This is a genomic window from Rickettsia endosymbiont of Culicoides newsteadi, assembly GCF_002259525.1.
GTDB lineage: Bacteria > Pseudomonadota > Alphaproteobacteria > Rickettsiales > Rickettsiaceae > Tisiphia.
Genome location: NZ_MWZE01000064.1, coordinates 1 through 6,534, shown reverse-complemented (window position 1 = coordinate 6,534; position 6,534 = coordinate 1). Strand labels below are relative to the sequence as shown.

Below are 6,534 nucleotides of genomic sequence, written 5' to 3'. Positions count from 1 at the left end.
TGAGTAAAGAATAGTAACAATAAAGAGAACGAAAGTTAAAGAGTTAATGAATAAGTATTCTGAATAAAATCCGTAATTATGTCGAGGCTCTAGAAGCCGTGGGAATGAGAGGTCACTCAAGGATATTTATAAGAATGCAGAAACCATTATGGCACTCGATGCCGAATATATGACCGCTTCCTTTGTGGCTCTATTTTTTTATTTTCTTTCTTGACAAATTCACTCGTCCATATATGACAAATTTTGCGTTTAAAGATAGGTGTTGTGACTTGGATATATTCCGAACAACCTACTATTTATAATCCCTACAAAAAACTTGATTATCGAGTAATAAACGCACATTTACTATGGCTCAAATACTAATCAAGTTAGGTTAAAAAGAAAATTTGTGCTTTGCCCCTAAATAATTAAGCTGTTTGGTTGAAGAAGTTCTAACACAAACATTATCCGGTATTTCCCTAAGAAATCTAGAAGGAGAAGACCTTATTACTTCATGAAACATAAAACGACTTTCGGCATAAGTAATATACAGCTCTTTCTTTGCTCTAGTAATACCAACATAAGCAATTCTCCGCTCTTCTTCTAAACCTTTCTCTCCATCTTCATTTAGTGATCTTTGATGTGGAAAAACCCCCTCTTCCCAACCGGGCAAAAAAACTAAATCAAATTCAAGACCTTTGGCAGCATGTAGAGTCATAATACTAATAGACCCACCAAAATTTGATTCTAACGTTTCATTTTCCATTACCAAACTCGAATGTTCGATAAATTCTTGAATATTACCAAATTCTGCAATTGCTCTCAGCATTTCATTAATATTCTCAATCCTGCCAATTGCCTCGTCAGTCTTTTCTTCTTGTAACATTGGTAGATAACCTGATTCTTTTAATAAATCTTTTGTCACATTAAGTGCTGGCTCGTTTTGATATCGCAAATTCCAATTATCTATGTTAGTAATTAACTGATTTAAACTATCTTTGACCTTATTTTTAACAACTCCTTCTTGTAACATTTGACGAATAGCAATAAGAATAGGTATGTTATGTTCAGCTGCATAATCTTTTATTTGTTTTAATGTAGTATTGCCAATGGCTCTTCTTGGAACATTTATTATACGCTCAAGAGCAAGACTATCACTATGATTTAAAGTGACACGTATGTAGGAGAGTAGGTCGCGTATTTCCATTCGTTCATAAAACTTAAGACCACCGATTATTTTATACGGTAATGCATTACTAATCAGAACTTCTTCAAATGCTCTAGTTTGAAAACCAGCTCTAACTAATATCGCAACTAAACTGGCATTATACTTACCTTCTGTAACTAATTTGTCAATTTCAGATACAACAAATCTTGCTTCTTCTTTATCGTTCCAACAAGATATAATTTTGACTTTTTGTCCATCATTTTTATCAGTCCACAAGGTTTTACCATGACGATTCTTGTTATTGTCAATTACACTGGATGCCGCTGATAAAATTTCTGAACTAGACCTATAATTTTGTTCTAATTTTATTACTGTAGCATCTGGAAAATCCTTTTCAAAACGTAATATATTACCAATTTCCGCACCGCGCCAACCATATATAGATTGATCATCATCGCCAACGCAACAAATATTCTTTGTGCTACTCGCAAGCATCCTAGCCCAAAGATATTGGACAGCGTTGGTATCTTGATATTCATCAATTAAAATATATTGATATCGTTCCTGATAATGCTTTAATATTGCAGGATTTTTTATAAATAACTCATTATTGTATAGTAGCAAATCTCCAAAATCCACCACGTTAGATGCTAATAAATTTTGCTGATACTCGTCATAGATAGATTTAGCCACTTTATGAATCGGTAACTTAATGTCAGATTCCGAAAGTTTACACGGCAATAATCCTTGATCCTTCCAACGTGAGATAATAATATGCAATACTTTAGGAACATATTTTTTGGGGTCTATATTTTCTTGCTTAACTATGTCTTTAACCAATTTAAGCTGATCATCATGACTAATAATAGTAAATCTACTGTTTAAGTTAAGATTCAAATGCTCTGCTTGCTGGCGTAAAATCTTGGCTGCTATAGAATGAAAAGTGCCTATGTTTAGCCCATAACAATAAATCATTTTACTGATTCGCTCTTGCATTTCTCTAGCCGCTTTATTGGTAAAAGTAACTGCTAAAATATTGCTAGGTGACGCTAAACCCTGATTAATTATGTTGGCTATTCTTGTTGTTAATACTTTAGTTTTACCAGTCCCTGCTCCAGCAAGCACAAGCAGAGAACCACGCACGTGTAGAACCGCTGCTAATTGCTGATGATTTAATGAATCTAGAAAGCTTTGTTGGGTCATTATCTAATGCCAATACCAATGGAAATGTTAATATCAGTGGGTAATGGACAGGTTTAATCCACAGAAAATATTCTAACACATCAATCGCATAACATCAAATATTAATCCTTTATAGCTAAGCCGAATAGGTTATTTTGATATTAGACCTCTTGCCTAACCTAAAGATAATTGAGGAATTTTTAGGAAAAACGAAGTCGAGTACCGCAGCGTACTAAGATGTACGTGAGGAACGGAGACGAGTTTTGACAACAAAATTACCAATTAGATTAGGTTAGGCAAGAGGTCTATTGTTATTGTACGTTCAAATTAAGAATAGCATGTTCTTTAGTAATTACTGGAAAAAATTGTTTGTTAAAAGGAAATAACTCTACTGTTTTATTGCTGGCAAACTCAATTTCAATAATATCACCGGCATTAAAATTAAAAATATTTATAATTTTTCCTATAACGACTAAATTGGCATCTAGTACTAATAAACCTTTTAAGTCTTCAATGTAAAATTCCTCTTCACCTAAGGAAGGAAAATCTGACCTATGACAAAAAATCTTACATCCCTTTAATTGTTCAGCAGAGGTTCTATTATTCACTTGGTTAAATCTACATATTATATCACCTCTAGAATTTTGACTAAGTAGTTTTAGAATAAATTTTTCTCCTAATTCATCAACTAAATTCATTTTAATGATATTAGTATTTGGCATAGTAAAAGATTTTACTATAACATTGCCCTTTATTCCTTGTGCTGATAGTACTACACCAACAAAAATTAAACCTTCTTTAGACATCATTTAACCATATAATACTACCTAATTCATTAAGAGAAACCATTTTTTCTTTTTAGGATAATTTCCAGTTGTTTTCTCTAATTTTTCAAAATGCAATATGCCAAAACTATATCCAATCATGATTGGAATTGTAATAATCAGCAATCCATAATTACCTAAATATTCTGTTAAATAAATAAGCCCAAAAGATGTGATAACATACATTACCGTACGTGACATAGCATGTATAAAAGCACAATAAGTAAAACGTTTAAAGATAGGGAAATATTTGTAAAAAATTGGTGTGGCTGGAACAACATGAATTGCAAAAAATATCATAAATGACTGAAGTAAAAGAATATCAAATGGCGTTCTAACATTATTTAATAAGTATGGATAAATCAAAATAAAACCCCAGAAAATTACTAATCTGATTTTTAAAATCACTATAGGATATATATAATAACTTAAGTATACCGATACCAGAGCTCCTAACATTTCTACCACTGAAACGCAAAAATTGTGGTACATGACTTGTTCAACCTTATAGCCAAAATTATTTCTAAGAATTTCTCCACAATGAATAAATGTTAAATAAAAACATACCGGCCACATACAACTCATTAAAAACAAAGATAAGGCTGTGATTTTATCAACTTTCTTTGTCCAAATAGGGTCATTTTTTAGTATATCTTGTTCTTCATTAATATCTGCAAAAATTCTTTTCATTCGACGTTTTGCATCAATAAACTCTGGTGTTTCTCTTAAAGTCGTCCTAGCTACTGAACCAATTAACGCAACTGATGCACCAAACCAAAAAGCATAACGCCAATTGAAATTGTAAGAGATGGCCATAGATGCAATGCCTAAAGCAAATGTTCCCCCTAATGCAGATAAAAAAGTCAATAGTGATACAGCTGGATATTGTTGTGGTGGTTTTATAGTTTCGCTCAAATATAGTATTGCCCCTATTATTTCTCCCATGGAACTCATACCTTGCGCAATACGACATATTGATACAATCACAGTAGCAGTGATACCTATCTCAGCATAAGTTGGTAAATTAGCAATGATAAGACAAGAAATTGCCATCATGAAAGTGGTGATAATAACGGTTGATTTACGACCTACATTATCACCAATCCATCCAAAAATTAATGCCCCTATAGGTCTCAATAAATATGTAGCACAAAAAGTAAAGGATAAAAGTAATTGTGCTGCATGCGGATCATATTTTGGGAAAAAAAGTTCATTAAGAACTACCATCATATGTATATAGAGCATCAGATCAAAATATTCTAAGAATGTACCGATTGAGAGTAACAAAACGGCCTTTTTTTTGTTTTTTAGTTAGATTGCTTTGAATATTTCCCCCTATTGCTATGTTCTTCCTATTCATCAACGTTAAGTAATTAGTTAAGTGCTTTTAAATTACCTTAATCCTAAACTTTAGGTTGTAAGAGTTATTTACTTAACATAAATTCAATATAACAAGTTATTGCAAATTCGGTTATATCTATAAATATAGCAGATTTTTATGCTCCACTAATAGCTGTTTTCATTATTTTTTGGTATTGCTTATTTTTTTCATTCCATAACTCAGTATTACTATCTCACCTTACACATAAACCCCACATAAACGTTAGTTTAAGAAAATAATAATTTAGAAACCGTCATTGTGAGACCACGCAAGTAGGTCGTGGCAATCCACTTTTGATTACTTTTGTGGATTGCTTCGTTGACCTACGGTCTTTCTCGCAATGACGTTGACCACATACGACTTTTAAACTATTCGGTCTAAAACCGCTTCCTCTTCTAACTTTCAACAGTTATGGGTGGCTCGCAATGACGCTAAGCTATTTTCTATATGACTTTTTTAAATGCCATGCGTAAACTATTAACCATATCTTTAAAAGGCTTATTCTTATACCAAATTGAGGTTACTTACCCCTCCCTAACTTCGAGTTAACTTTTTTTTGTTTTTTGCTTTAATATTTGTCACAATTTTAGTTGATTTTGTTCTTTTAATATATTTTTTTGATGGAACTTTTATCAATTTATTAGCCATTGTCTTATTATTGCTCGATTTATCAAAATGCGTATCTAATAGTTTTACCATTTGCAAATTTCTGGACTCAGCAGATCTGCCGCCAGTGACAATAGCAACCAATGATTTGTTTTTTCTAGTTGCAGCAGTAATCAAGTTATAACCAGCTGGAGTGGTATAGCCGGTTTTTAACCCTTCAACTCCTTCATAAGTTTCATTCACTTTATTATGCCCTCGTATAGTTTTACCTCTAAAAACAAAGTTATTTTTAGAAAAATAACTATAATATTTGGGGAAATCTCGCTTAATAGCTATAGATAGTTTAGCAAGATCCCGAGCAGTAGTTTTTTGACAAGGATGATGCCATCCAGAAGCATTTTTAAAATAAGTATCTCTCATACCAAGCTGATGGGCACGAACAGTCATCAACCGAGCAAATTTTTCCTCACTACCTTTAATATTTTCAGCCACAACCATAGCCGCGTCATTTGCCGATTTAACAATTAGACCTAAAATAGCCTCTTTTACAGTAATAGAGTCTTTCTCTTTAAGTCCTAGTTTACTTGGTAACGTTTTTTCTGCATTTTTTGAAACATATAATTTTTGATTTATTGATAACCTACCAGATTCTACTGCTTCAAACAATAAATACAAGGTCATTAGTTTTGTTAATGAAGCCGGATATATTTTAGTAGTAGAATTTTTATCATGCAAGATTCTACCACTATTGTAATCTACGACAAGACTTGTTGGAGTTGGTGCAGAAGATACAGGTTTTTTTGCAGCATAAGCAGAATATGAGCTTATATTGAATGTTATTATACAGGAAAAAAATAGCAATAGTTGTAATCGCATTAGCATAATTATATGGTTTAAAAATCTTCTTGTTAAGATATAGTCAATTGATGAGAAGTTGGTGACGTCGTCACTCGTCGCTCGCCTATTACTTATAGGCGTCGCTCCATCGCTCCTAGCATCAACTTCTCCTGAATTAATGGTATGGACCTACCCTATATACAGAATGAGAAGCATATGCTAATCTTCTAGGATAGGAAATGAATCCTAAACAACAATAAGGAGGCCCATATGGAAGTTACCACAATTGGTATAGATATTGCAAAAAGAATTTTTCAAATTCACGGTGTAGATAAAAATGGTAAGACAATATTAAAGAAAAAATTAATGAGAGAGCAGGTTCTAACTTTTATACGTCAATTCGGGATAAGGGATAAGAAAAAATAAAGGAGATATAGGAGTTGCAAGGAGTTAATGCCTGTGATAAATGTTTTTTTTGGAAAAAAAAATAAACACAGGCATGAAAAAAGATATCACAGAATTATATAGTTTTATAGACGATTTTTGTAAAATTTACT

The 6,534-nt window shown here is 32.4% G+C and carries 5 protein-coding genes; 1 reads left to right on the top strand and 4 read right to left on the bottom strand.

Annotated elements, in window-relative coordinates:
- Positions 1-373 precede the first annotated feature (373 nt).
- The 4 genes from RiCNE_RS04985 to RiCNE_RS04970 all read right to left on the bottom strand — a co-directional run bounded on the left by RiCNE_RS04985 (position 374) and on the right by RiCNE_RS04970 (position 6,016).
- Positions 374-2,350: a UvrD-helicase domain-containing protein gene (locus RiCNE_RS04985; RefSeq protein ID WP_094649499.1), complete on the bottom strand. Its 1,977-nt coding sequence runs from the start codon at positions 2,348-2,350 to the stop codon at positions 374-376.
- Between the two features lie 290 nt (positions 2,351-2,640).
- Positions 2,641-3,138 carry a ribosome maturation factor RimM gene (rimM, locus tag RiCNE_RS04980; RefSeq protein ID WP_094649498.1) on the bottom strand — a complete coding sequence of 166 codons (498 nt, stop codon included), beginning with the start codon at positions 3,136-3,138 and terminating at the stop codon, positions 2,641-2,643.
- A gap of 18 nt (positions 3,139-3,156) precedes the next feature.
- The gene (locus tag RiCNE_RS04975; RefSeq protein ID WP_239832709.1) at positions 3,157-4,440 is read right to left on the bottom strand and encodes an MFS transporter; all 1,284 of its coding nucleotides are present in this window, start codon (positions 4,438-4,440) and stop codon (positions 3,157-3,159) included.
- Between the two features lie 628 nt (positions 4,441-5,068).
- The gene (locus RiCNE_RS04970) at positions 5,069-6,016 is read right to left on the bottom strand and encodes a D-alanyl-D-alanine carboxypeptidase family protein (RefSeq protein WP_094649500.1); all 948 of its coding nucleotides are present in this window, start codon (positions 6,014-6,016) and stop codon (positions 5,069-5,071) included.
- 231 nt (positions 6,017-6,247) lie between these two features.
- Here RiCNE_RS04970 and RiCNE_RS04965 point away from each other — a divergent pair, with 231 nt between their 5' ends.
- A complete protein-coding gene (locus tag RiCNE_RS04965; RefSeq protein WP_204839957.1) occupies positions 6,248-6,403 on the top strand; it encodes a hypothetical protein in 156 nt (51 codons plus the stop codon).
- Positions 6,404-6,534: the final 131 nt, after the last annotated feature.

Bases quoted from the DNA above. Each gene is read 5' to 3' on its own strand.
- RiCNE_RS04985 (WP_094649499.1), bottom strand. From the start codon at position 2,350: ATGACCCAACAAAGCTTTCTAGATTCATTAAATCATCAGCAATTAGCA.
- rimM (WP_094649498.1), bottom strand. From the start codon at position 3,138: ATGATGTCTAAAGAAGGTTTAATTTTTGTTGGTGTAGTACTATCAGCA.
- RiCNE_RS04970 (WP_094649500.1), bottom strand. From the start codon at position 6,016: ATGCGATTACAACTATTGCTATTTTTTTCCTGTATAATAACATTCAAT.
- RiCNE_RS04965 (WP_204839957.1), top strand. From the start codon at position 6,248: ATGGAAGTTACCACAATTGGTATAGATATTGCAAAAAGAATTTTTCAA.